The sequence below is a fragment of the Paraburkholderia sp. GAS334 genome, from assembly GCF_050436625.1.
In the GTDB taxonomy this organism is placed as follows: Bacteria; Pseudomonadota; Gammaproteobacteria; order Burkholderiales; family Burkholderiaceae; genus Paraburkholderia.
This window is the reverse complement of record NZ_JBNDMO010000005.1, coordinates 168,838-191,266: the sequence shown is the minus strand read 5'-3', so window position 1 is coordinate 191,266 and position 22,429 is coordinate 168,838. Positions and strand designations below refer to the sequence as shown.

Annotated in this window: 23 protein-coding genes; 16 read left to right on the top strand and 7 right to left on the bottom strand. The window is 63.1% G+C overall.

Translation table 11 applies throughout. From position 1 onward, the window contains the following. Positions 1-10: 10 nt before the first annotated feature. The gene (araD, locus tag P3T21_RS11720; RefSeq protein ID WP_429256094.1) at positions 11-1,744 is read left to right on the top strand and encodes an L-arabinonate dehydratase; all 1,734 of its coding nucleotides are present in this window, start codon (positions 11-13) and stop codon (positions 1,742-1,744) included. Here araD and P3T21_RS11715 read toward each other — a convergent pair whose 3' ends face one another. Both P3T21_RS11715 and P3T21_RS11710 read right to left on the bottom strand, forming a co-directional pair. After that, on the bottom strand, positions 1,745-2,350 hold the full coding sequence (locus tag P3T21_RS11715; protein WP_429256093.1) for a short chain dehydrogenase: 606 nt from the start codon (positions 2,348-2,350) through the stop codon (positions 1,745-1,747). Between the two features lie 231 nt (positions 2,351-2,581). Continuing rightward, positions 2,582-3,037, bottom strand: coding sequence for a DUF3005 domain-containing protein (locus P3T21_RS11710; protein WP_429256092.1), 456 nt, complete (start codon positions 3,035-3,037; stop codon positions 2,582-2,584). Between the two features lie 295 nt (positions 3,038-3,332). On the opposite strand from P3T21_RS11710, the gene P3T21_RS11705 reads away from it, so the two are divergent. From P3T21_RS11705 to P3T21_RS11690, 4 genes are all read left to right on the top strand, one after another. Continuing rightward, the gene (locus tag P3T21_RS11705) at positions 3,333-3,566 is read left to right on the top strand and encodes a hypothetical protein (RefSeq protein ID WP_429256091.1); all 234 of its coding nucleotides are present in this window, start codon (positions 3,333-3,335) and stop codon (positions 3,564-3,566) included. A 109-nt stretch (positions 3,567-3,675) separates the two neighbouring features. Next, a complete protein-coding gene (gene epsC / locus P3T21_RS11700; RefSeq protein ID WP_429256090.1) occupies positions 3,676-4,602 on the top strand; it encodes a serine O-acetyltransferase EpsC in 927 nt (308 codons plus the stop codon). Positions 4,603-4,644: 42 nt separating this feature from the next. Further along, positions 4,645-5,463, top strand: coding sequence for an AraC family ligand binding domain-containing protein (locus tag P3T21_RS11695; RefSeq protein ID WP_429256089.1), 819 nt, complete (start codon positions 4,645-4,647; stop codon positions 5,461-5,463). 142 nt (positions 5,464-5,605) lie between these two features. Beyond that, positions 5,606-6,517 (top strand): DMT family transporter, encoded by a 912-nt coding sequence (locus P3T21_RS11690; RefSeq protein ID WP_429256088.1) that lies wholly within the window; start codon positions 5,606-5,608, stop codon positions 6,515-6,517. A gap of 60 nt (positions 6,518-6,577) precedes the next feature. Here the strand turns inward: P3T21_RS11690 and folE are convergent, their stop codons facing one another. Then, positions 6,578-7,204, bottom strand: coding sequence for a GTP cyclohydrolase I FolE (folE, locus tag P3T21_RS11685; RefSeq protein ID WP_429256087.1), 627 nt, complete (start codon positions 7,202-7,204; stop codon positions 6,578-6,580). Positions 7,205-7,262: 58 nt separating this feature from the next. Further along, on the bottom strand, positions 7,263-8,186 hold the full coding sequence (locus tag P3T21_RS11680; protein WP_429256086.1) for a LysR family transcriptional regulator: 924 nt from the start codon (positions 8,184-8,186) through the stop codon (positions 7,263-7,265). Between the two features lie 375 nt (positions 8,187-8,561). On the opposite strand from P3T21_RS11680, the gene P3T21_RS11675 reads away from it, so the two are divergent. From P3T21_RS11675 to P3T21_RS11635, 9 genes are all read left to right on the top strand, one after another. Beyond that, positions 8,562-9,251: a 3-oxoacid CoA-transferase subunit A gene (locus P3T21_RS11675; RefSeq protein WP_429256085.1), complete on the top strand. Its 690-nt coding sequence runs from the start codon at positions 8,562-8,564 to the stop codon at positions 9,249-9,251. A gap of 13 nt (positions 9,252-9,264) precedes the next feature. Then, positions 9,265-9,927 (top strand): 3-oxoacid CoA-transferase subunit B, encoded by a 663-nt coding sequence (locus P3T21_RS11670; protein ID WP_429256084.1) that lies wholly within the window; start codon positions 9,265-9,267, stop codon positions 9,925-9,927. A gap of 110 nt (positions 9,928-10,037) precedes the next feature. Continuing rightward, complete coding sequence (locus P3T21_RS11665) at positions 10,038-11,420, top strand: 3-carboxy-cis,cis-muconate cycloisomerase (protein WP_429256083.1); 1,383 nt, start codon at positions 10,038-10,040, stop codon at positions 11,418-11,420. Between the two features lie 5 nt (positions 11,421-11,425). Then, positions 11,426-12,211 (top strand): 3-oxoadipate enol-lactonase, encoded by a 786-nt coding sequence (gene pcaD, locus P3T21_RS11660; RefSeq protein ID WP_429256082.1) that lies wholly within the window; start codon positions 11,426-11,428, stop codon positions 12,209-12,211. Between the two features lie 2 nt (positions 12,212-12,213). Next, complete coding sequence (gene pcaC, locus P3T21_RS11655; protein WP_429256081.1) at positions 12,214-12,612, top strand: 4-carboxymuconolactone decarboxylase; 399 nt, start codon at positions 12,214-12,216, stop codon at positions 12,610-12,612. A 99-nt stretch (positions 12,613-12,711) separates the two neighbouring features. Then, on the top strand, positions 12,712-14,652 hold the full coding sequence (locus P3T21_RS11650) for an ABC transporter permease (RefSeq protein WP_429256080.1): 1,941 nt from the start codon (positions 12,712-12,714) through the stop codon (positions 14,650-14,652). After that, positions 14,649-15,446 carry an ABC transporter ATP-binding protein gene (locus P3T21_RS11645; RefSeq protein ID WP_429256079.1) on the top strand — a complete coding sequence of 266 codons (798 nt, stop codon included), beginning with the start codon at positions 14,649-14,651 and terminating at the stop codon, positions 15,444-15,446. Before P3T21_RS11650 ends, P3T21_RS11645 begins: the two co-directional genes overlap by 4 nt. Next, positions 15,443-16,156: an ABC transporter ATP-binding protein gene (locus P3T21_RS11640; RefSeq protein WP_429256078.1), complete on the top strand. Its 714-nt coding sequence runs from the start codon at positions 15,443-15,445 to the stop codon at positions 16,154-16,156. The genes P3T21_RS11645 and P3T21_RS11640 overlap by 4 nt, the downstream gene beginning before the upstream one ends. 275 nt (positions 16,157-16,431) lie before the next feature. After that, positions 16,432-17,640 carry an ABC transporter substrate-binding protein gene (locus tag P3T21_RS11635; protein WP_429256077.1) on the top strand — a complete coding sequence of 403 codons (1,209 nt, stop codon included), beginning with the start codon at positions 16,432-16,434 and terminating at the stop codon, positions 17,638-17,640. 62 nt (positions 17,641-17,702) lie between these two features. On the opposite strand, the gene P3T21_RS11630 is transcribed toward P3T21_RS11635, so the two are convergent. Next, a complete protein-coding gene (locus P3T21_RS11630) occupies positions 17,703-17,954 on the bottom strand; it encodes a hypothetical protein (RefSeq protein WP_429256076.1) in 252 nt (83 codons plus the stop codon). 248 nt (positions 17,955-18,202) lie between these two features. Here P3T21_RS11630 and P3T21_RS11625 point away from each other — a divergent pair, with 248 nt between their 5' ends. After that, positions 18,203-18,727 (top strand): DUF6496 domain-containing protein, encoded by a 525-nt coding sequence (locus P3T21_RS11625; RefSeq protein WP_429256075.1) that lies wholly within the window; start codon positions 18,203-18,205, stop codon positions 18,725-18,727. Positions 18,728-18,751: 24 nt separating this feature from the next. Here P3T21_RS11625 and P3T21_RS11620 read toward each other — a convergent pair whose 3' ends face one another. Continuing rightward, on the bottom strand, positions 18,752-20,080 hold the full coding sequence (locus tag P3T21_RS11620; protein WP_429256074.1) for an aspartate aminotransferase family protein: 1,329 nt from the start codon (positions 20,078-20,080) through the stop codon (positions 18,752-18,754). Positions 20,081-20,239: 159 nt separating this feature from the next. On the opposite strand from P3T21_RS11620, the gene P3T21_RS11615 reads away from it, so the two are divergent. Continuing rightward, positions 20,240-21,646, top strand: coding sequence for a PLP-dependent aminotransferase family protein (locus tag P3T21_RS11615; protein ID WP_429256073.1), 1,407 nt, complete (start codon positions 20,240-20,242; stop codon positions 21,644-21,646). 39 nt (positions 21,647-21,685) lie between these two features. Here the strand turns inward: P3T21_RS11615 and P3T21_RS11610 are convergent, their stop codons facing one another. Then, positions 21,686-22,309, bottom strand: a complete 624-nt coding sequence (locus tag P3T21_RS11610) for a LysE family translocator (RefSeq protein ID WP_429256072.1) — start codon at positions 22,307-22,309, stop codon at positions 21,686-21,688. Positions 22,310-22,429 lie beyond the last annotated feature (120 nt).

Here is a 22,429-nt window from a genome sequence, read left to right as displayed (position 1 = left end):
TGGAGATAGTGTGACCAAACGGAAGACGCCCGAAGAACTGCGCAGCCATCGCTGGTATGGCGTGAACGATCTGCGTTCGTTCGGCCATCGTTCGCGTACGGCGCAGATGGGCTTCAGTCGCGAGGAATATGCCGGCAAGCCGGTGATCGCCATCCTCAACACGTGGAGCGAGATGAATCCGTGCCACACGCACTTCAAGCAGCGTGTGGAGGAAGTGAAACGCGGCATCTGGCAGGCCGGCGGCTTCCCGATCGAGCTGCCTGTGCAGACATTGTCCGAGCCGTTCCAGAAGCCGACGACGATGCTCTATCGCAACTTCCTCGCGATGGAAGCCGAAGAGACGTTGCGCTCCTATCCTGCCGACGGCGTCGTGCTGATGGGCGGCTGCGACAAGACCACGCCCGCGCTGCTGATGGGCGCGATCTCGATGGATCTGCCGGCTATCTTCCTGCCCGCAGGCCCGATGCTGCGCGGTAACTGGAACGGCGCAACGCTCGGCTCCGGCTCCGACACCTGGAAATACTGGGCCGACCTGCGCGCGGGCAAGATCACCGAAGAAGACTGGCAGGGTGTGGAAGGTGGCATCGCGCGCTCGCCGGGCCACTGCATGACCATGGGCACGGCTTCGACAATGACGAGCGCTGCCGAGGCGCTCGGCTTCACGCTGCCCGGCTTTGCGTCGATTCCCGCGCCCGATTCCCGCCACGCGCAGATGTCGGCGAAAACGGGCATGCGCATCGTCGAAATGGTCTGGGAAGACCTGAAGCCATCGGACATCATCACGGCCGGTTCGATCGATAACGCCGTGACGACCTGTCTTGCGCTGTCCGGTTCGACGAACGCGATCGTCCATATGATTGCGCTCGCGCGCCGCGCGGGCGTCGAACTCACGCTCGACCGTTACGACGACATCGCGCGCCGCACGCCGGTGCTTGCGAACATCCGTCCGACGGGCTCGTATCTGATGGAAGACTTCTTCTATGCAGGCGGCCTGCCGGCGATGCTCTCAGAACTCGGCGACCTGATCGACCGGTCGCAGAAAACGGTAAACGGCCAGACGATCGGCGAGAACATCGCGGACGCGAAAATTTTCAACGACGACGTGATCCGTCGCCGTCACGCGCCGCTGTTGCCGGACAACGGTCTTGCGGTTCTGCGCGGCAACATCGCGCCCGATGGTGCAGTGATCAAACCGGGCGCGGCCGATCCGAAACTGCATGTGCATACGGGCCGCGCGGTCGTCTTCAGCGACTACAACGATATGGCGGCGCGCATCGACGACGATGCACTCGACATCGACGAGAACAGCGTCATCGTCCTGCAGCACGCCGGGCCGGTCGGCGCGCCGGGCATGCCGGAGTGGGGCCAGCTGCCGATTCCGAAGAAGCTGTTGCAAAAGGGCGTGCGCGACATGGTGCGCATTTCCGACGCGCGGATGAGCGGTACGAGCTACGGCGCGTGCGTGTTGCACGTCGCGCCGGAATCGTTCATCGGCGGGCCGTTTGCGCTGGTGCGGGACGGCGATCTGATCGAACTCGACGTGCCGCAGCGCAAGCTGAACGTGCTCGTATCAGACGAGGAACTCGCGCGCCGCAAGGCCGCGTGGGTGCAGCCCGCGCCGCGCTTTGAACGCGGCTACGGCGCGATGCACCAGGTCCACGTCCTGCAGGCCGACAAGGGCTGCGATTTCGACTTCCTGCAACGCGGCGGCGCGAAGAGCAAAGACGAGCCTGAGATTCACTGATCAGTACCCGACGCGATAAACCTGCCCGGTCTGCGCGCCCTCAACGCTACGCAGGTAAGCCAGCGCCGCGCGCTTCGCGCTCACCGGCTCGAAGCCGCGGAAAAACGGCGCATACGCGTCCATCGACTCTTCCAGCACCGTCGGGCTCACGACGTTGATGCGGATCCCGCGCGGCAGTTCGATGGCCGCGCCGCGCACGAAACCTTCCAGCGCCAGATTCACCGAGGTCGCGCTCGCGCCGAGGCGGATCGGCTCGTCAGCGAGAATGCCGCTCGTCAGCGTGAACGAGCCGCCGTCGTTGACGTATTGATGCGCGCCGAGTACGACATTGATCTGACCCATCAGCTTGTCGCGCAGGCCGACCCAGAATTGCTCGACCGTCATGTCGGCGAGCGGGCCGAAGTGCACCTTGCCGATCGTGGTGACCACAGCGTCCACCTTGCCGACTTCGCGGAACAGACGCTCGACGCTTGCCGGATTCGTGCTGTCGACGCGATATGCGCCACGCGTCGCGCCGACCTCGATGACCTCATGCGGCGCCTTGAGTTCGCTGGCGACGGCCTGCCCAAGCGTTCCCGTTGCGCCGATCACGATAACCTTGTTCATGTTGATACTCCACAAATGGGGAATGGGAAAATCAGGAAATGGCTAACCCCGATTGTCGAGGCATCGGGGCACGCGATAAAGATGCGCGCGGGCACAGGTGTCGAAACCCGCAGTTCGCAATCGTGCAACGTGTGGCCTGACAAAACCCGAATCAAACGCAATTCAAAAAAGAAAGCCCGCGTGCCGCAAGCGATACACGGGCAAATCAAACACAGGACAGACGAAAAAGGCCTACTTGCCGCGTTGAATTTCGATCACGCGCGCGGGCCTCAGATGGTTCAGCACATAGTGAATGCGGCCGCGATACTGTCGGGCGCCGACGGTGCGTGGGTCGTCGAACTGATAGTCGAGGTCATACGGTTTCTCGGGCACGACCATGCCTTTATCGATCAGCGTGTAACCCGGCTCCAGAGCCAGCAGAAGATGGTTGCCGCCCACGCGGCTATCGAAGCCGGCGATCTCGCCGAGCATATCGGGCACGCTGTTTTCAAGCGATGCATTGCTGCAGGTCATTTCGTCCGGACTGATCCGGCCTTGTCCGGCAATTCGTGCCGCTTCGTGGTTCTTGCCGTCGGTATCGACGGTGCTGTCATGCGTGCGGTCGTTATGCATCTCCGCGCTGACCGGGCCTTTGGCGACCGGCTTCGCGGCGTCCCCCTGCGGTTTTTTGACGTCGATGCTGTCCATAGCGGTACCTCCATTCAGGAACTTCGGGCGAAACACCTACCCGTACTGCCAGCAAGACCCGTTCCGGCAACCGCTCATTCAACGCCCGCCTGGGTGCCGTTTAGCTTGCTCGCATGTCCAGCAAATTTTTGCTTTTTTTCCGTGGAACACGCATTTTCTACAGAGTATGATCTTAGTCCGAACGAGATGTCGCGTATCAAATCACGGCCGCTGTGAACGGCCGCTGGCGGCCCGGCCGCAACACAATACCGCGCGTCACTCACATCATCTACGAGGCAGTCAGGGCGGGTGACTCATGCACTTCGATGCTGCATTCACACATCGCGGCTACTTGCTGAACTGTGCGCCGGCGCGAGCCGGCGATGGCATGTACCAGCCGTATGTGGTGATCTCGCGTTCCAGCGACGGTGAGCTCGTCGCCAACCGGTTTTTCCCCGTCGATCTCCGCTTCGCTGACGAAGCCTCTGCGATCGCACACGCGCGTGACTGGGCAGTGCGCTGGATCGATGCGAGCAGCGTGACAATCTGACTGCGGCGCCGGCCGCGCTCCGTCGCAGCGTGCGTCACGCGGACGGACACAAAACGCGGTAATCTTGGGGACACTTCACCTTGAACCGCACGCCGGCGCCGTCCTCATCATGTCAAATGTGTCTTCTCATAACTGGGGTCTCGAACAGATCGTCGCCGAACTGCGGGCGTCGCGCGAAGAACTGCATCGAACGCGCCACCCTCGCGGTATTCGCGAACTGCCGTCGCGCGATGGCGTGATCAATATCGTCGCGGGTCTGCGCGCGGCGCTGTTTCCGACGCATTACGGCGCGCCCGACCTGACGGATGAGAGCGTCGACTATTACGTCGGCCACACGCTCGAAAGCACGTTGCGACTGCTCGCCGAACAGATCCGCCGCGCGCTGCGTTTTCTGCCGGAATACGCGGAGACGCCCGACGCCGAACTCAGCGTGCACGCATTCGACGTCGCGCGTGAATTCGGCAAGCAGTTGCCCGGCATCCGCGCGATGCTCGTGAGCGACATCCAGGCCGCGTTCACCGGCGACCCCGCCGCGCAGCACATCACCGAAATCCTGCTCTGCTACCCGGGCGTATGGGCGATGACGCACCACCGTCTCGCGCATGCGCTGCACCGGCTCGGCGTACCCCTGCTCGCGCGATTTATCAACGAGATCGCGCACTCGGCCACCGGCATCGATATTCACCCGGGTGCGACGATCGGGCCCAGCTTCTTCATCGACCACGGCACGGGCGTGGTGATCGGCGAGACCGCGATCATCGGCGAACGCGTGCGTCTGTATCAGGCGGTAACGCTCGGCGCGAAGAGTTTTGCGGCGGACGTCGACGGCTCGCTGGTGAAGGGCAACGCGCGCCATCCGATCGTCGAGGACGATGTCGTGATCTACGCAGGCGCGACGATTCTTGGCCGCGTGACGATCGGCCGTGGCTCGGTGATCGGCGGCAATGTGTGGCTCACGCACAGCGTGCCGGCGGGCAGCAGTGTGTCGCAGGGCAAGATCCGCGAAGGCGATCGCAGCGACGAGGGCAAACGCTGATGTCGCCACGGCCGCCCGCGACGCTCACCGGCTGAGATCAGCATGCAGCGCGGCCGCGTCCAGATGGTTCGCTGTGCCATTGACGGCGTCGAAGCGACGGTCGCGGAAACCGCGCATGCCTTTCCGCGTCATTCACATGATGGCTTCGGTATTGGCGTGATCGTGCGCGGCGGGCAGCGTTCGGCGAGCGGTCGCGGTCCGGTCGAAGCGCGCGCCAATGATGTGATCACCTGCAATCCCGGCGAAATCCACGACGGCAGTCCGCTCGACGCGCGCGGCCGCGCCTGGCGCATGCTGTACCTCGCGCCATCGCTGATGTTCGAAGCCGCGGGCGAGCTGACGCTCACCCCCTCGCGCTCCGTAGAATTGACGCAGCCCGTCGCACATGATCCCCTGTTGAAGCAGCTGTTCGAGCGCGTGTTTACGGCCGCCGTCGACGATGCCGCGCATGTCGACGACATGGCGCGCGAAGAGGTGCTGCTCGCATTGCTCGCCCATGTCGGCGCGAAGCACACGACACTGGCAGCGCCCCGTCTGACGGCCGCGCCCATCGCGCGGGCGAAGGCGCGCATCGACGATGATCCATCGTCGGCATTGACGCTCGCCGATCTGGCGGGCGAGGCGGGTATGAGCCGCTTCCAGTTGCTGCGCAGTTTCGCGCATGAACTCGGCTTGCCGCCGCATGCATACCGGATGCAGCGGCGTGTGGCGCTCGCGCGCCGGCTCATCGCGACAGGCGCGGCGCTCGCCGACGCGGCCGCTGACGCTGGATTTGCCGACCAGAGCCACATGACCCGCGCGTTCGTGCGCCTGCTCGGCATCACGCCCGCGGGCTACGCGGCGGCGACGCGCCGTCCCTGAGCCCGAGCGGCCGTCGCTGGAACGCCGGCCGCCGGAACCGGCCGCCGCAACGCCTGCCGCCCGAACGCTGCAATTTCGTTCAAGACCCGCTTTCCCACTCGCTCTACGCTGCGTCCACATTCCCAACGGACAAGGACGCGGCATGAATTCCCGCTCGATCGGCTATCTCTTTTGCGCGCTGGCGATGATCGGCGTCGGCAGTACGGTGGTGGTCAGCAAGACGATCGCGGCCGGCCTGCCGCCTTTCTCCGCGACAGCATTGCGGTTCGCGATTGCGTTTCCCGTTCTTGTGCTGATCATGCGCATGCGCGGCGCGACATTCCCGCGCCTGAACCGGCGCGATACGTTGCTCGTGATTGCGCAGGCAGGCGCGGGCAGCGTCGGTTATACGGTGCTGCTAATCAGTGGCATGAGGCTCGCATCGGCCGCGGATGCGGGCGTCATCGCGGGCACGCTGCCCGCAGTCACGGCGGCCGTCGCGATGATCGCGTTCGGGGAGCGGCCGCGACCCGCGTTGCTCGGCGCGATTCTGCTGGCGACAGCCGGCGTGCTGTCCTGTACCGTGCGCCTCGATGACATCGCGGGGGCGAGGACCGTTCGCGCGCTGGCCGGCGACGCACTCGTGTTCGCCGCGGTCGTCTGCGAAGTGTTGTTCATCCTGCTCAACCGCAAGCTCAAGACGCCCGTGCCCGCGCTGCCACTGTCGGCGTTGATGAGCGGTATCGGATTTGCAGTTGCGGTTGTGCCGGCGCTGTTTGAAAAACCGTGGCTCGGACACGTCGACGTAGCGGCGATCTCAGGCGTGATCTACTACGCGCTGGTGCCGACCGTGGCAGGCTTCGTGCTCTGGTACGCAGGCGCGGCCCGCATCAGCGGCGCTGAAGCCAGCCTGACGACCGCGCTCGTGCCTGTATCCGCGGTCGCGCTCGCGGCGTGGCTGCTGCGCGAGCCGGTGAGCCTCGCGCAACTGGGCGGCGTGACCTGCGTGCTGGGCGCGGTGCTGCTGGCGAGCATGGACGGCTTCGTGCGCGCGCGCAGACGCGTGAGCGTGTGAGCTTGCGAGCGTTTCAGCATTCCAGTACTCGCAGGCACGAACGGAAAAAGTGCGTGAGGTTCAGGTATTCGCCACACTAAGCGTCGAAGGATTCCCCACGATCGACAGAAACTCGCGACGGGTCGATGGATCGGTACGAAATGTGCCGAGCATCCGTGAGGTGACCATCTCGACGCCTGCCTTGTGCACGCCACGCGTCGACATGCATTGATGCGACGCTTCGAGAATCACCCCGACGCCCTTCGGCTGCAGCACTTCGTTCAGCGTGTCGGCGATCTGCACGGTCATCTTTTCCTGGATCTGCAGACGCTTCGCAAACGCATCGACGAGCCGCGCAAGCTTCGAGATACCTACCACGCGATGTTCCGGCAGATACGCCACGTGCGCGCGGCCGATGATCGGCACCATGTGGTGCTCGCAGTAGCTTTCGAAGCGGATGTCTTTCAGCACGATCATTTCGTCGTAGCCGTCGACTTCGGAAAACGTGCGGACCAGCAGTTCCTTCGGATCAACCATGTAGCCCGCGAAAAACTCTTCATACGAGCGCACCACGCGCGCGGGCGTATCGCGCAGCCCTTCGCGCATGGGATCGTCCCCAGCCCAACGCAATAGCACGCGAACCGCCGCTTCAGCTTCTTCGCGCGTCGGGCGAGTGGCCGGTTCTTCGGATTTTGTTGTTCGGGTCATCCACCGCTCCTGTCAGGTCATGTCTGTCGGTCATTGTTCCATGTTTTGCGAAATGCTGTCACTTAGGCCATTCGTCCATCGCATCGTTGAACAACTCCGATACAACGCCGCGCAGCCAGCCCGCGCGCGGGTCGTTGTGAAACTTGCGATGCCAGTGTTGCCGGAGGTCGAAACGCGGTAACTGCATCGGCGGTTCGACGATCGTGATCGACGCATGTTCCGACACGTACGCGAAGCCGATCGCGTGCGGCACAGTCGCGATCAGATCGGTGCGCGCGAGGATGAACGGCAGGCTCATGAAATGCGGCGTCTCGAGGACTGCGCGCCGGCGGATGCGCTTCTTCTCCAGAAACTGTTCGAGCACTTCCTGGCTGCGGCCCTCGGCACGCACCACCGCATGCCCGCATGCAATGAACTGCTCGAGCGTCAGCGGCGCCTTCGCAAGCGGATGACCGGTGCGCATCAGGCAGATGAAGCGATGCGTGAAAAGCCGCTGCTGAAAGAAGTTGTTGCCCGACAGATCCGGGAAAAACCCGACCGCCAGATCGATGTCGCCTGATTCAAGCCCGCGTTCCACCTGCGCCGGCGGCAGCGTGACCGAGCGCAGATTCGCGTGCGGCGCGCGCTCCGTGAACATCTGCAGGAGTCTCGGCAGGAACACGATCTCGCCGACGTCCGAAAGCGCGATCGAAAACGTATGCGTCGACGTCGCGGGATCGAACTCCTGCGAATCGAGCAGGCCGGTCTCGATGCGTCCGAGCGCCTCGCGCGCGGCCGGGATCAGCGCGAGCGCACGCGGCGTCGGTTCCATCCCGCGCGATGTCCGTACGAAGAGCGGATCGCCGAAGTATTCGCGCAGCCGCCCGAGCGCCGTGCTGACGCGCGGCTGGCTCACGCCAAGGCGTTCGGCGGCGCGGCTCACGTTGCGCGTGTCCTCCATCGCAACGAGGTAAGGAATCAGGTTCAGGTCGAGTTCAGGCATGACGGCGGCGGGGCAGTATCGCGATGACGTATACACCGTAACCGCAAAATCGCATTGCCGCATATTGGGGAAAGCGCCCACCAGCGGTTCAGTTCGACGCGTCACCTTGCCTTTTGCCGCGCAAGGTAGATCATGGAAGTCCGGTCCTTGACAAGCGGGTCGGACGCCGACCATAATGCACCCGAACGTTCGCTAAACGAATCGTTGTTCGCGTATAGAACAAATTCGCAAAAACAGCAGTCGCGGGCAGACCAGCATATAGCGGGCATGTCGCGCGCATCCGGAACCCGGCAGCGCGCAGTCATCACGACGCGGAGACGGTGCCATGCAGCTTCCTTGAGCGGCGCGGCGCAAGGCGTCCAACAGGGAACCGGCATGATCAACAAGATTTTCGAATCACTTCAGTCAGCGGTGGCCGACGTCAACGACGGCGCAACGGTCATGATCGGCGGCTTCGGCACGGCGGGCATGCCGTCCGAACTGATCGATGCGCTCATCGAGCAGGGCGCGCGCGAACTCACGATCGTCAACAACAACGCCGGCAACGGCGACATCGGCCTTGCCGCGTTGCTGAAGGCGAAACGCGTGCGCAAGATCATCTGCTCGTTCCCGCGCCAGACCGATTCGTATGTTTTCGACGCGCTCTATCGCGCAGGCGAGATCGAACTCGAACTCGTGCCGCAGGGCAACCTCGCGGAACGTATCCGCGCGGCGGGCGCGGGCATCGGCGGTTTCTTTACGCCCACCGGCTATGGCACGAAGCTCGCTGAAGGCAAGGAAACGCGGGTGATCGACGGCAGGCACTATGTGCTCGAAGCGCCGTTGCATGCCGATTTTGCCCTGATCAAGGCGCTCAAAGGCGACCGCTGGGGCAATCTGGTCTATCGGAAGACCGCGCGCAACTTTGGTCCGATCATGGCGAGTGCTGCGAAAGTCGCGATTGCGCAGGTATCGGAAGTGGTGCCGCTCGGCGCGCTCGATCCTGAAGTCATCGTGACGCCTGGCATCTTCGTGCAACGCGTGATCGCGCTGCCGCAAGCTGCCCAACACACCGCAGCGGCCTGAGAGGAGACACAACATGAAACGACTGACCCGCGATGAAATGGCGAAGCGCGTCGCCCAGGACATCCCCGAAGGCGCGTATGTGAATCTCGGCATTGGCGTGCCGACGCTGGTGGCGAATCACCTCGATGCGAACAAGGAAATCTTCCTGCACAGCGAGAACGGTCTGCTCGGCATGGGCCCGGCACCGGCCAAAGGCGAGGAAGACGACGAACTGATCAACGCCGGCAAGCAGCACGTCACGTTGCTGACCGGCGGCGCCTATTTCCATCATGCGGATTCGTTCGCAATGATGCGCGGCGGCCACCTCGACTTCTGCGTGCTCGGCGCGTTCCAGGTGTCGGCCAAAGGCGACCTCGCGAACTGGCACACCGGCGCACCCGACGCGATCCCCGCAGTGGGTGGCGCGATGGATCTGGCGATCGGCGCGAAGCGGGTGTACGTCATGATGGAACACCTGACGAAGCAAGGCGAAAGCAAAATCGCCGCTGAATGCACGTATCCGGTGACGGGTGTGAACTGCGTCGACCGCATCTATACTGATCTCGCCATGATCGATGTGACGCCTGAAGGGCTCGCCGTGCGCGAGATCTTCTCGGATATCGGCTTCGACGAATTGCAGAAGCTGACGGGCATTCCGCTCATCAACGCCACGCAGGCATCCGCAGGCGCAGCGTAAACACGGCGTGACGGTGACGCGGTGCCCGGCGACAATGACGCCTGGCGCCGCGCTTGCCAGGTTGCCGGCACACGCGGCTATCGTCTCTCTCCTCGATGGTTGACGCCACCATGCTCGAATCCAGCGCCCGTCTGACGGGCCTCATCTGCGGTACGCAGCCGATGAACGACCTCTGGTCGCCGCGTGCCACATTGCAGCGGATGCTCGACGTCGAGGCGGCGCTGGCGCGTGCGTCGGCGGCACACAACGTGATTCCTCAAGCGGCCGTACCCGCGATCGAAGCGGCGTGCAAGGCGGATCAACTCGACGCCGACACGCTCGCACGCGACGCTGCACTCGGCGGCAATCTCGCGATCCCTCTCGTTAAACAGCTGACTGCACGCGTGAAAGCGGCGGATACGGAAGCGTCGAAATACGTCCATTGGGGCGCGACGAGCCAGGACATCATCGATACGGCGACGGTTCTGCAACTGCGCGATACGTTCGATCTGCTCGATTCAAGCCTGCGCGCGACGTGCGACGCCATCGCCGCGCTCGCGCTCAGGCATCGCGCGACGCCGATGATCGGCCGCACGTGGCTGCAACAGGCGCTGCCGATCACACTGGGTCTGAAGTTCGCGCAATGGCTCGATGCATTGCTGCGTCATCAGGAGCGGCTCGACGTGTTGCGTTCGCGTGTGCTTGTACTGCAATTCGGTGGCGCGGCCGGCACGCTCGCGAGTCTTCGCGATGCCGCGCCTGCCGTGACGCAGGCGCTCGCGAAAGACCTCGATCTGGCCGTGCCGACGCTGCCGTGGCATACGCAACGCGATCGCATCGCAGAAACGGCGTCCGTGTTCGGCATGTTGATCGGCACGCTAGGCAAAATCGCGCGCGATATTTCGCTGCAGATGCAGACCGAACTCGGCGAACTCGGCGAGCCGGCGGCCGCAGGTAAAGGTGGCTCATCGACGATGCCGCACAAGCGCAATCCCGTCGGTTGCGCGGCGGTGCTGACGGCCGCGGCACGCGCACCGGGTCTCGTTGCGACTGTGCTCTCCGGCATGGTTCAGGAGCATGAACGCGCGCTGGGCGGCTGGCAGGCCGAGTGGGACGCGTTGCCTGATCTCGCGCGTCTCGCGGGTGGCGCACTTGCGAATATCGAACAGATCACCGCCGGCCTCGATGTGAATGTCGAGCGACTTGCAGCCAATCTCGACGTCACGCATGGGCTGATTCTCGGCGAAGCGGTGATGCTCGCGCTTGGTGACAGGATCGGCCGGCTCGACGCGCATCATCTCGTTGAGCATGCATCGAAAGCGGCCGTGCAGACGGGCCGCTCACTGTTCGATGTGCTTTCCGCCGATTCGAACGTCACGCACCATCTTCCGGTCGCGCAGCTGCAACGGCTGCTCGATCCCGCACAGTATGTCGGCCAGGCCCACGCATATGTGGACGCTACGCTGGCTCTTTACACCGCGCGCGCAGATCGCGCCAACCATTATCAGGAGTAACGGCAATGCCCTACGCCGCAGTGAACGGCACTGAGCTTCATTATCGTGTGGATGGCGAGCAGAACCGCAACGCCCCGTGGATCGTGTTCTCCAACTCGCTTGGCAGCGACCTCTCGATGTGGACGCCGCAGGTTTCAGCATTCTCGAAGCACTTCCGCGTGCTGCGCTACGACACGCGCGGTCATGGGCATTCCGGCGTACCGAAGGGGCCGTATACGATCGAGCAGTTGACGGGCGACGTGCTCGGCTTGATGGATGCGCTCAAGATCGAGCGCGCGAATTACTGCGGCGTGTCAATGGGCGGCCTGACCGGCGTCGGCCTCGCCGCGCGTCACGCGGATCGTCTGGATCGCGTCGTGTTGTGCAACACGGCGGCGCGCATCGGCTCACCGGAAGTGTGGGTACCGCGTGCGGCGCGAGCACGTAGCGAAGGCATGCTCGCGCTCGCTGATGCGGTGCTGCCGCGCTGGTTCACTGCAGGATTCTTCGAGCGCGAGCCGCTCGTGATCGCGCAGATCCGCGATGTGTTCGTGCATACGGACAACGAAGGCTATGCGTCGAACTGCGATGCGATCGACGCCACCGATCTGCGTCCGGAAGCGCCGGGCATCAAGCTGCCGACGCTGGTGATCTCCGGCACGCACGATCTCGCCGCGACGCCCGCTCAGGGCCGCGAACTGGCTGAATCGATCACGGGTGCGCGTTATGTCGAACTCGACGCCGCGCATATTTCCAACATCGAGCAGGCCGACGTCTTCACGAAGACCGTGCTCGACTTTCTGGCGGAGTAAGCATGACCGATGACGAACGCTACGAAGCCGGCCTGAACGTGCGGCGCGGGGTGCTGGGTGACGCGCACGTCGAGCGGTCGCTGGCGAATCGCACCGAGCTGACCACGGAATTTCAGAACTTTATTTCGCGCTATGCGTGGGGTGAAATCTGGACGCGCGAAGGCCTGCCGCGTCACACGCGCAGTCTCCTGACGATCGCGATGATGGTCGCGCTCAACCGCAGCGAAGAGCTGGCCTTGCATCTGCGCGCCGCGAAAAATAACGGCGTGACGCGCGACGAGATCAAGGAAGTCCTCATGCAGACCGCGATTTACTGCGGCGTGCCGGCCGCGAATTCGGCGTTTCATCTCGCGGATAAACTGTTCCGTGAAGACGACGCCGCGGCTGCCGCAAAGCCTTAAAGGTTTGCGCTGATTAAATTCGCTGTTAACGTGTCGGGTTCAACCGAACTTTCCCGATGCGCCTGAGTGGCGCTGAATCGCAGGCCGCCTGGGGCAACGATGCTTTCGAATCTGCTGGTACAGCTTGTCAACGGACTGGCCGATGCGTCAGCGCTTTTTCTCGTCGCGGCGGGACTGTCTCTGATCTTCGGCGTGACGCGCATCGTCAACTTCGCGCACGGTTCGTTCTACATGATCGGCATTTACGTGGCGTACGGCATCGCGAGCCGCTTTGGCGCGACCACGGGTGGCTTCTGGCTGTCGGTACTTGCGGCCGCACTGGTTGTCGCCGCGCTTGGCGCGCTGGTCGAGATGGTTGTGCTTCGGCGCATCTATCGCGCGCCTGAACTGTTTCATCTACTTGCCACGTTTGCGCTCGTGCTGATTTTCCGCGATGCCGCGTTGTGGCTTTGGGGGCCGCAGGATCTGTTCGGTCCGCGCGCGCCGCATCTGGCAGGCGCGGTCGATCTGCTCGGCCATCCGCTGCCGACCTACGATATCGCGTTGATCGTGATGGGTCCGCTGGTGTTGCTGGTGCTCTGGTACGGCCTGACGCGCACGCGGTGGGGCACGCTCGTGCGTGCCGCGACGCAGGATCGCGAGATGCTCGGCGCGCTGGGCATCAATCAGGCGTGGCTCTTTACCGGTGTGTTCTTTATCGGCGCGTTTCTGGCGGGCCTGGGCGGCGCGTTGCAGATGCCGCGCATGTCGGCGAATCTGTCGCTGGATCTGGAGACGATCGGCAATGCGTTTGTGGTGGTGGTGGTCGGCGGTATGGGCTCCATTCCGGGCGCGTTCGTCGCGGCTTTGCTGATCGCGGAGATCAAGGCCCTGTGCATCGGGATCGGTCATGTGTCGATCGGCGGTATCGATCTTTCGCTTAGCAAGTTCACGCTGGTAGCCGAATTCGTCGTGATGGCGATCGTTCTCGTGGTGCGCCCGTGGGGTTTGCTGGGTCGCGCTACCACGGCCGTGCGCGGCATGGCCGCCGCTGAGGCGCCATTGCGTCCCGCGGGCAAGCGCCTGCGTGTGCTGGCCATCGCTGCGCTTGTCGTGCTTGCGCTTGCACCGCTTGCCGCCAATGCCTTTCCCTACATGCCGGTGTTGCTCGTCGAAATCCTGATCGCTGTGCTGTTCGCGACAAGCCTGCATTTCATCATGGGACCGGGCGGGATGCACTCGTTCGGGCACGCGGCGTATTTCGGGCTCGGTGCTTACGGCGCAGCGCTTTTTCTCAAGGTCCTGAATCTGCCGATGGAAGCCGCGTTGCTGTTTGGACCGCTGCTTGCAGTGGGTGGCGCGCTCGTATTCGGCTGGTTCTGCGTGCGACTCTCCGGTGTCTATCTCGCGATGTTGACGTTGGCGTTCGCACAGATTGTCTGGTCCGTGGTCTTCCAGTGGGACGACGTCACAGGTGGCAGCAACGGCATTCTTGGACTGTGGCCATCGAACTGGCTGTCATCGCCGGTTGCGTATTACTACCTGACGCTCATATGCACGGCCATGGGTGTGTGGCTGCTGCGCAGAATGCTGTTTTCTCCGCTCGGTTATGCGATGCGCGCGTCGCGCGATTCCGTGCTGCGCGCCGAAGCGATCGGCATCGACGTCAAGCGTGTGCAATGGGCCGCGTTCGTGATCGCGTCGCTGTTCTGTGGGCTCGCCGGGTCGCTGTATGCGTTCTCCAAGGGCACGATCTCTCCGGAGGTGATCAGCGTAAGCCGTTCCGTCGATGGCCTTGTCATGGTGCTGCTAGGCGGTCTGCAGACGCTGACGGGACCGGTCATCGGCGCTGCGGCGTTCACGTGGCTGGAGGACACGGTCGCGCGTCAGACGGATTACTGGCAGGCGCTGCTCGGCCTCGCGATCCTGCTGCTCGTGATCGCGTTCCCTCAAGGCATCGTCGGCTTTGTTCGCGACCGCTTTGGCGACGATGACGAAAGCACGAAGAACGGTGTCGCGACCGCTAAAGCGCCGGGCGCTGCGGTAAAGGAGGGCCAGTGAGCCTTCTGCGCGTATCCGGACTCTCGAAGTCGTTTGGCGGCGTTGCGGCCGTCGATGGAGTCTCGTTCGATCTCGAAGCGGGGCAACTGCTTGCGTTGCTCGGACCGAACGGTGCCGGCAAATCGACCTGCTTCAACATGGTGAACGGGCAACTGCGACCCTCGTCAGGGTCGATCGTGTTCGATGGCCACGAACTCGTCGGCAAGCGTCCGCGCGATATCTGGCGGCTAGGTGTCGGACGCACGTTCCAGATCGCCGCGACCTTCAACTCAATGACAGTGCTCGAAAACGTGCAGATGGCGCTCGTCTCGCGCGAACGTAAGCTGTTCGGCCTGTGGAAAGCGGCGTCGTCGTGGTTCGCGGATGAAGCGATGAATCTGCTCGAACAGGTCGGCATGGCCGCCGACGCGCATCGCGCGTGCGGTGTGCTTGCTTATGGCGACGTCAAGCGCGTCGAACTGGCGATCGCTTTAGCAAATCGCCCCAAGCTGTTACTGATGGATGAGCCGACCGCGGGCATGGCGCCTAAAGAGCGCAACGACCTGATGGCGCTGACTCAACGCCTTGTCACCGAACACCAGATCGGCGTGCTGTTCACGGAGCACAGCATGGACGTCGTTTTCGCTTACGCAGACAAAATGATCGTGCTTGCGCGCGGCAAGCTGATCGCGGAAGGCAGTGCCGAGGCGATCCGTAACGATGCGCGCGTGCAGGAAGTGTATTTCGGCACGGGCAAGACGTTCCAGCCCCGCGCGCCGCTTGCCGATGCCGGTTCAGAGGGAGCGCCGCAATGAGCGAGCCGATGCTGAAAGTGTCTGGCCTCAACGCGTTCTATGGTCGCGCGCACATTCTGTTCGACGTCGGCCTTGAAGTCGGACACGGCGAAGTGGTTGCGCTGATGGGCCGCAATGGCGCGGGCAAATCGACCACGATGAAAGCGGTGATGGGTCTGCTGCCGCGCAAACAGGGTTCCGTCATGTTTCGCGGCGCCGACATCACGACGCTGCCGCCCTATCGCATCGCGCGGATGGGGATGGGTTTCGTACCGGAAGATCGACGCGTGTTTGCCGATCTCACGGTGATGGAAAACCTCGACACGGGCCGCCAGCCGCCGCGCGAGGGTGCGCCGCAATGGACGCCCGACAAGCTCTTTCGTCTTTTCCCCAATCTCGGTGAAATGCCGAAACGTCCCGGTGGACAGATGAGCGGCGGCGAGCAGCAGATGCTGACCGTGTCGCGCACGTTGATGGGCAATCCGCATCTCGTGCTGCTCGATGAACCATCTGAAGGCGTTGCGCCCGTCATCGTCGAACAGATGGCGAACATGATTATCGAGTTGAAGCGCGAAGGGCTGTCGATTCTTTTGTCGGAACAGAACCTGCATTTCGCGGAGCTGGTCAGCGATCGCGCGTACGTGCTTGAGAAAGGACAGATCTGTTTTAGCGGCACGATCGCCGAACTTGCAAAGAATGAAACCGTCAGGCGCGCTTATCTGAGCGTTTGACCAATGTTGAACGCGGGCTCCGATTCGGCGTCGTGGACGCCGACGTCGAGACGCCGGACAACCTGATTCGCGTGGGTCTCGCGCATCGTCCAACATGCACGGCCGCAACCCGGTACGATGCCGGCTTGTCGCGAAAACTTCAACGATGTGCAATCACAGAACCCGTCTCGCGCCTGCGTCAGCAGCTCGCGGGCGGCCGGCCCTGCCGGACGACCCGGTTTCCGGTAACACCGAACTCGCAGCATCCCGCAATTCCTCGATAACGGAGAAAAGCAATGACCACGCGCGCAGGATGGATCACACGCATGACGGTTTCGCTGACGCTCTCGCTTGCCGCGCTCGGCGCGAACGCGCAGCAGACGATCAAGATCGGCGAAATCAACAGCTACAAGGCACAACCCGCTTTCCTCGGGCCCTACAAGAACGGCTGGAATCTCGCGCTCGACCAGATCAACGCTTCAGGCGGCGTGCTCGGCAAGCAGATCGAAGTCGTCTCGCGCGACGACAACGGCAATCCTGGCGACACCATCCGCGTCGCGCAGGAGTTGATCGCGCGTGAGCAGGTGCAGCTGCTGTTCGGCGGTTTCCTGTCGAACACGGGCCTCGCGCTGACCGACTTCGCAAAGCAGCGCAAGATTTTCTTCCTCGCCGCCGAGCCGCTGACCGACAAGATCGTCTGGGCCGACGGCAACAAATATACGTACCGTCTGCGTCCTTCGACGTATATGCAGGTCGCGATGCTGGTACCGGAAGCCGTGAAGCTCAAGAAGAAGCGCTGGGCGCTGGTGTATCCGAACTATGAGTATGGGCAATCGGCCGTTGCGACCTTCAAGAAGCTGCTGAAAGCCGCGCAACCCGACGTCGAATTCGTCACCGAACAGGCGACGCCGCTCGGCAATCTCGATGCGGGCGCGGTCACGCAGGCGCTTGCGGATTCGAAGCCGGACGCGATTTTCAACGTGCTGTTCAGCGCCGACCTCGGCAAGTTCGTGCGTGAAGGTAATACGCGCGGCCTCTTCAAGGATCGTAGTGTCGTGTCGCTGTTGACCGGTGAGCCGGATTATCTCGATCCGCTCGGCGCCGAAGCGCCGACTGGCTGGATCGTCACCGGTTACCCGTGGTATTCGATCGATACGCCGGCCAACAGGAAGTTTGTCGATGCGTACCAGGCGAAATATCACGACTATCCGCGGCTCGGCTCGGTGGTGGGTTATTCGGCGTTGATGTCGATTGCGGACGGCATCAAGAAAGCCGGCTCGACCGATCCCGACAAGCTCGCCGCAGCGTTCAAGGGTCTTGGCGTCGATACGCCGTTCGGACCGATCACCTATCGCGCGCAGGACAACCAGTCGACGATGGGCGCGTACGTCGGCGTAACGGGCTTGAAGGATGGCAAGGGCGTGATGACGTCGTATCGGTACATCGACGGCGCAAGCGTGCAGCCATCCGACGCGGATGTGAAGAAACTGCGCGCAGCAGAATAAACGCGAAGCTGGCGCAGCGCAGGTATCACGCGGAGGTGGTGAACGCCTCCGCGCGTCGCGCGCTATTCCTCGTGGTCGTGTTCGGCGACGAAGTGGCGTAGATAGGCGAGCACGGCCGCTTCGGCGGCGCGGTGATCGGCGCCGTTTTTGGAGCCGGCGTTCTCCTCGTCGCCAAATAGCGCCGATGGCGCGTCATGGACATCCACTTCCTGGCCCTCGCGATACAGACGGATCTCATGGGCCGTTTCGATATATTCGGCGATCCAGTGGACACCTTCGATATGCGTGCCCGCACGTATAACAGGTGGTTTCATGTCTGCGTCTCCCGATCGAGCTGGCGTAAAGCGCCGCTCTTGCTCTAACAATAGGCGCTCGGAACGTTTGGCGCATCCTTTGTTGAATTGCTGCCCGACCGTGAGTTTCCTGCAAGGCCGTGCAAATTTGCGTCAGTCTCGCTGGCGAACGCCACGCAAAACACGATTTTCGAGCGCGTTTTCTTCACTTTTCTACGGGCACACGCGTTGCTGTGTAGTGGGGGCAATCATTACCTGGGAGAACTGTCATGCCCGAAAGGAAAACTGTCGCACGCGCGCAAGCGGATAAACGCGCGGGCAAATCGGCCAGCACGCAGGCCGGGGAATTCGTAAAGGAAGAGGTCGATCACGTGCGCGAAGGCAAGCACGGTGTCAGATCGGCAAAGCAGGCCGTTGCGATTGGCCTGTCGAAAGCACGCCGCGCTGGCGTCGCGCTGAGGTCGCCGAAGAAGGGCACCACCAGCGAGGCCACGCGCAAAAAGGCGGCACAGGACAGTGCAGCAGGCAAACGCAAGCCGACCACAGCGAAATCCGCGAGTACGGAATCGAAGACAACCCGCTCGCGCGCGACGACTACTGCGCTGAAGCGGGAAAGTAGCGCCGGTGCATCGCCAAAGGCGCTGTCAAAGCAGGCGAAGACGGCGGCAAGCCATCGTCCGGCGGCGAGCCGTTCAGCTGCCGCGAAGAAGGCCGCGAAGACGAAGGGCGCAAGTGCCCGTTCAGCAGCCGCAAAAAAAGCGGCCCATACCAGGGCCGCCCGTGCACATCACTAGACGCGTATCGCGCCGCTGAGCGCGTTATTGCACAGTTGCCAGCACCTCGCGAACGGTGCTGAAAATGCGGTCGATCTGCGCTTCCTCGACGATGAGCGGCGGCGAGAACGCAAGGATATCGCCCGTAAAGCGGACCAGCACGCCCGCTTCGAAGCATTTGACGAAGGCTTCATAGGCGCGCGCGCCCGGTGCCCCGTCGCGCGATTCGAGTTCGACGCCCGCGACGAGCCCTAGATTGCGGATGTCTTTCACGTGCTTCGCATCGCGCAGCGCATGCACGGCGCTTTCGAACTTCGGCGCCATCGAATTTGCGCGTGCGAACAGGTCTTCGCGACGATACAGGTCGAGCGTCGCGATCGCGGCTGCAGCGGCGGCAGGGTGCGCCGAATACGTATAGCCGTGGGCGAGTTCGATCGCGCCGGGTGCGCCGCTGTTCACGATCGTGTCGTGGATCGTGCGGCTTGCCGCGACCGCGCCCATCGGAATGGCCGCGTTGTTGATCGCCTTGGCCATCGTCAGCAGGTCGGGCGTCACGCCGAAATACTCGCTCGCAGTTGCCTTGCCGAGGCGGCCGAAACCGGTAATCACTTCGTCGAAAATCAGCAGGATGCCGTGCTTCGTACAAATGTCGCGCAGCTTCTGCAGATAGCCTTGCGGCGGAATCAGCACGCCAGTCGAGCCCGCAACCGGCTCGACGATGACTGCGGCGATCGTCGATGCGTCATGCAGCGTGACGAGCCGTTCGAGTTCTTCGGCGAGATGCGCGCCCCATGCCGGCTGTCCCTTCGAAAACGCGTTGTGTTCGAGGTTATGCGTGTGCGGCAGATGATCGACGGCGGGCAGCAATGCACCCGAAAACGTCTTACGGTTCGGCGAAATGCCACCGACCGAAATGCCGCCGAAGCCCACGCCGTGATAGCCGCGCTCGCGGCCGATCAACCGCGTGCGCTGGCCTTCGCCGCGCGCGCGGTGATACGCAAGCGCGATTTTCAGCGCGGTATCGACGGATTCAGAACCCGAGTTCGTGAAGAAAATGCGATCGAGGCCTTCCGGCATGAGTCCGGCGACTTTCGACGCTGCTTCGAATGCGAGCGGATGGCCCATCTGGAACGTCGGTGCGAAGTCGAGCGTCGACAGCTGCTTCGTGATCGCCGCGACGATTTCATCGCGGCTGTGACCGGCATTCACGCACCAGAGACCGGCGCAGCCGTCCAGCACCTCGCGACCGTCCGTCGTGCGGTAATACATGCCCTTGGCCGATTCCAGCAGGCGCGGCGCAGCCTTGAACTGGCGGTTGGCGGTAAAAGGCATCCAGAAAGACGACAGGTCGTCGATGACGGGGCGCGAAGTCATGGGTTTTTCTCCTCGAAGTGGTAGCGAAACTGTACCGCTCGCGGTCTAATGTCGGCATAGACAGTTGGCTCATCTGCACTGGTAACTGTGCTGGTGAATTTGCGCTGACTGTAGTGGTCCAATCGGGCTCATCGTCGTCATCTGTCGCCCTTCTTCGCCATGATCGAACTTCAACTGGAACGCGACCGTCGCAGTACATCGACACTGGTCGAGCAGGTCGTGCAAGGCTTTGCATCGGCTATCGAATCGCAGTCGCTGCGCGCGGGCGCGTTGCTGCCCTCGGTACGACAACTGGCAGAGACGCATCGACTGAGCACCTTCACCGTGACGGAAGCCTATAACCGCCTTGTTTCGATGGGGTTGGTGGTCGCGCGGCGCGGCTCGGGATACCGGGTTGCGACGCTCGATGCGCCGGCGGCGCGCGCGAGCGCGTCCGACTGGCAGCCGCCCAGCCTCACCGCCACGTGGCTGCTCTCGGATGTGTACGCTGACCACTCCGTGCCGATCAAGGCCGGATGTGGCTGGTTGCCGAACGAGTGGATCAATGGTTCGGGATTGCAGCACGCACTGCGCGCAATGAGCCGTGTGCCGCCCGGACGTCTCGCCGATTACGGTCATCCGTACGGATTCGCGCCGCTGCGCGAACGGGTTGCTGAACAGCTCGACCGGCGCGGTCTGCCAGTCGATCTGTCGAATGTGCTGCTCACGCAGGGCGCGACCCAGGCGCTCGATCTGATCGTGCGCACGCTGCTGCGTCCTGGCGACACCGTGCTGGTCGAAGACCCCGGTTACTGCAATCTGCTGCAGATTCTCAAGCTGGCAGGGCTCAACGTGCACGGCGTGCCGCGTACACCCGTGGGTCTCGATGCCGACGCACTCGAAATTCTCGTCACCGCGCATCGGCCTAAAGCCATGTTCGTCAACACGACGCTCCAGAACCCGACCGGCACGACGCTCGGCATGGCGTCGGCGTTCCGGTTGTTGCAGATTGCCGAGCGGCAGCGCATGTGGGTGATCGAAGACGATGTCAGCCGCGAACTCGCGCCTGCTGGCGCGCCGCTTCTGGCGGCGATGGAAGGACTGCATCGCGTGCTGTACGTCAGCGGCTTTTCGAAGACGGTGACGCCGGGGCTGCGCTGCGGATATGTCGTCGCGGAGCGCGACGTGCTGCGCGAACTGGCGCGCACGAAAATGGCGGTGGGTTTGACGTCGTCGGAATCGATCGAGCGGATCGTCGACAAGGTACTGCTCGAAGGCCGTCATGCGCGTCATGTCGAGACCGTCAATGAGCGCCTGAAGGCCGCGCACATGCAGGTCGAGGAGCGCATCGACGCGGCCGGGCTTGAAGTCTTTCACCGGCCACGCGCGGGCCTTTTTCTGTGGGCGAAACTGCCGGTCGAACCGGAGCGCGCGGCCGAAATCGCGACGGCCGCTTTGCGTGACGGTATCTGGCTCGCCCCGGGTTCATATTTCCGGCCTGACGATGCGCCGAGCGCGTGGTTTCGCTTCAACGCTCCCTACTCGACCGACGACGCGTTGTGGCGCTTTATCGACGGCATCCGCTAGTGGAACGCGTGGACGCCGCCGGAGCCGCTATCGCAATGCTCAACCGAGCAGATGCAGCACGACTGGATACATCGACAGCACGAGCAGTGTCGCCATCACGATGTTGAATGCGCGCAGCCGCCGCGGATTCGACAGAAAGCGCCGCAGGCTGGTGCCGAACGCGGCCCACAGACAGATGCAGGGCAACCCGATCACATAGAACAGCACGGCCATCATCAGCGCATTGAAGCCGAAGTCGGCGCTCAGATGAATCGTCGTCGCGGCGGTCAGCACCATCATCCACGCCTTCGGATTGATCCACTGGAACGCGATGGCTTCGTGAAAACGCATCGGCCGGCGCTCGCCCTTGCGCACCTGAACCTCACCCGACGTGCCGATTTTCCACGCGAGATACAGCAGATACACGACGCTGGCAGTTTCCAGCACGGTGTAGAGCATCGGAAAACGGCGGAACGCCTCACCGAGCCCGAATCCCACTGAGAGCATCAACAGCGCGACGCCTGCGCTGATCCCGAGCAGATGCGGCACCGTGCGGCGAAAGCCGAAGTTGACGCCCGACGCCAGCAGCATCGTGTTGTTCGGGCCGGGTGTGATGGTCGTGACAAGCGCGAACAGGATGCCGGCGGGCAGGGCACTGAGTGTGAGCAGGGAGTCGAGAGGCATGGCGGGGCTCCGGGTTCGGTGACTGTTGATGCAGTCTATCGGACGGAGCCGGTACAGTACCGGTACAGATTTAGAGATGATGTCCGGTACGGCTTCCTCAAGCTTCAAGGATCGTGCATC

What these genes read in the sequence shown, in the direction of transcription:
- P3T21_RS11670 (WP_429256084.1), top strand. Translation starts at nt 9,265, where the DNA reads ATGAAACGACTGACCCGCGATGAAATGGCGAAGCGCGTCGCCCAGGAC.
- pcaD (WP_429256082.1), top strand. Translation starts at nt 11,426, where the DNA reads ATGCCCTACGCCGCAGTGAACGGCACTGAGCTTCATTATCGTGTGGAT.
- P3T21_RS11625 (WP_429256075.1), top strand. Translation starts at nt 18,203, where the DNA reads ATGCCCGAAAGGAAAACTGTCGCACGCGCGCAAGCGGATAAACGCGCG.
- P3T21_RS11640 (WP_429256078.1), top strand. Translation starts at nt 15,443, where the DNA reads ATGAGCGAGCCGATGCTGAAAGTGTCTGGCCTCAACGCGTTCTATGGT.
- P3T21_RS11715 (WP_429256093.1), bottom strand. Translation starts at nt 2,350, where the DNA reads ATGAACAAGGTTATCGTGATCGGCGCAACGGGAACGCTTGGGCAGGCC.
- P3T21_RS11705 (WP_429256091.1), top strand. Translation starts at nt 3,333, where the DNA reads ATGCACTTCGATGCTGCATTCACACATCGCGGCTACTTGCTGAACTGT.
- P3T21_RS11615 (WP_429256073.1), top strand. Translation starts at nt 20,240, where the DNA reads ATGATCGAACTTCAACTGGAACGCGACCGTCGCAGTACATCGACACTG.
- pcaC (WP_429256081.1), top strand. Translation starts at nt 12,214, where the DNA reads ATGACCGATGACGAACGCTACGAAGCCGGCCTGAACGTGCGGCGCGGG.
- P3T21_RS11610 (WP_429256072.1), bottom strand. Translation starts at nt 22,309, where the DNA reads ATGCCTCTCGACTCCCTGCTCACACTCAGTGCCCTGCCCGCCGGCATC.
- P3T21_RS11665 (WP_429256083.1), top strand. Translation starts at nt 10,038, where the DNA reads ATGCTCGAATCCAGCGCCCGTCTGACGGGCCTCATCTGCGGTACGCAG.
- P3T21_RS11695 (WP_429256089.1), top strand. Translation starts at nt 4,645, where the DNA reads ATGCAGCGCGGCCGCGTCCAGATGGTTCGCTGTGCCATTGACGGCGTC.
- P3T21_RS11620 (WP_429256074.1), bottom strand. Translation starts at nt 20,080, where the DNA reads ATGACTTCGCGCCCCGTCATCGACGACCTGTCGTCTTTCTGGATGCCT.
- P3T21_RS11710 (WP_429256092.1), bottom strand. Translation starts at nt 3,037, where the DNA reads ATGGACAGCATCGACGTCAAAAAACCGCAGGGGGACGCCGCGAAGCCG.
- P3T21_RS11635 (WP_429256077.1), top strand. Translation starts at nt 16,432, where the DNA reads ATGACCACGCGCGCAGGATGGATCACACGCATGACGGTTTCGCTGACG.
- P3T21_RS11680 (WP_429256086.1), bottom strand. Translation starts at nt 8,186, where the DNA reads ATGCCTGAACTCGACCTGAACCTGATTCCTTACCTCGTTGCGATGGAG.
- P3T21_RS11690 (WP_429256088.1), top strand. Translation starts at nt 5,606, where the DNA reads ATGAATTCCCGCTCGATCGGCTATCTCTTTTGCGCGCTGGCGATGATC.
- P3T21_RS11650 (WP_429256080.1), top strand. Translation starts at nt 12,712, where the DNA reads ATGCTTTCGAATCTGCTGGTACAGCTTGTCAACGGACTGGCCGATGCG.
- epsC (WP_429256090.1), top strand. Translation starts at nt 3,676, where the DNA reads ATGTCAAATGTGTCTTCTCATAACTGGGGTCTCGAACAGATCGTCGCC.
- P3T21_RS11630 (WP_429256076.1), bottom strand. Translation starts at nt 17,954, where the DNA reads ATGAAACCACCTGTTATACGTGCGGGCACGCATATCGAAGGTGTCCAC.
- P3T21_RS11675 (WP_429256085.1), top strand. Translation starts at nt 8,562, where the DNA reads ATGATCAACAAGATTTTCGAATCACTTCAGTCAGCGGTGGCCGACGTC.
- folE (WP_429256087.1), bottom strand. Translation starts at nt 7,204, where the DNA reads ATGACCCGAACAACAAAATCCGAAGAACCGGCCACTCGCCCGACGCGC.